Genomic DNA, 1,128 nt, shown 5'->3' on the forward strand with positions numbered 1-1,128 from the left:
CGATACCTCGATACCTCGATCGGAACGACCGGGGACAGCGGTGCCATCGCGCTGGCATCACCCCGGCGTGTCGTTGCCCTGCTGGCCAGTTCAGGCAGGATGTCTCGCGGTCGTCCATGCGTGTGCGACCGCGACTGCGCGCCGGGTGGACCGGGCATCGTGAACGCGGATGCACCGGGCCCCCGCCGCCGCGGCGAGGGCAGTGACTGCGCCGGTGAGATCGTCTCTGTCTCTCGGGGCGGGGATTTCAGCTTCGATCCTGGCGACCACTGACCCGAGAAACGACTTGCGTGAGGCGCCGACCAGCACAGGCCGGCCCAGAGCCAGTATTCGGTCTAGGTGCGACAACAGGGCCCAATTGTGCTCGGCGGTTTTGGCAAATCCCAAGCCTGGGTCCAACACCAGTCGATGCTCGGATATCCCAGCCTCGACAAGCGCTTCTACGCGGTGTTCGAGTTCGGTGACCACATCTGCAACAACGTCGTCGTACACCGCAAACGTGTTCATCGCTCGGCTGTGTCCGCGCCAATGCATGGCCACGTAAGGCACGCCGAGGCCGGCGACGGCCGAGGCCATCGCCGGATCGGCCAGGCCGCCGCTGACGTCGTTGACGATTGTCGCTCCGGCATGGACAGCGGCACGCGCCACGTCTGCTCGCATGGTGTCCACGCTGACAGTGATTCCTTCGGAGGCCAACGCTGCGATAACGGGAATCACGCGGCGCATCTCCTCCACGGCCGTCACCCGTTGTGCGTTCGGTCTGGTGGACTCACCCCCGACGTCGACGATATCTGCACCATACGAGGCCAGAAGAACTCCCTTTCGGATCGCGAGGGATGGGGTGTCAGCGACTCCGCCGTCCGAGAACGAGTCAGGTGTCACGTTCAGAATTCCCATCACCAAACATCGTGAGTGCGGTGCCGAATCGATGAGAGCGAGCGCCGGGTTCAACACCTGTGCAGGTGCTGCCCACTCTGCCGAATCCGGCAGCGCCGCAAGCACATTATTACTTCGGTGGGTGGCGATCGTTCTGTGCACGGGTCCCTCCCTTTCTGCACCACGAAGCCGGCATTGGCGTCCCCTGACGAACGTGAGGAGCAGTCACCGGTCGAGGAGTGGTAGTACGCG

The 1,128-nt window shown here is 64.0% G+C and carries 1 protein-coding gene; it reads right to left on the reverse strand.

All coding sequences use genetic code 11. The features are described from left to right. Window positions 1-90: 90 nt before the first annotated feature. The gene (gene folP, locus AZG88_RS27070) at window positions 91-897 is read right to left on the reverse strand and encodes a dihydropteroate synthase (RefSeq protein ID WP_061699682.1); all 807 of its coding nucleotides are present in this window, start codon (window positions 895-897) and stop codon (window positions 91-93) included. Window positions 898-1,128 lie beyond the last annotated feature (231 nt).

This window comes from Rhodococcus sp. LB1 (assembly GCF_001583455.1).
Classification (GTDB): Bacteria; Actinomycetota; Actinomycetes; order Mycobacteriales; family Mycobacteriaceae; genus Rhodococcus_F; species Rhodococcus_F opacus.

Excerpts from the sequence above, each read along its gene's own strand:
- folP (WP_061699682.1), bottom strand. The coding sequence starts at position 897 with ATGGGAATTCTGAACGTGACACCTGACTCGTTCTCGGACGGCGGAGTC.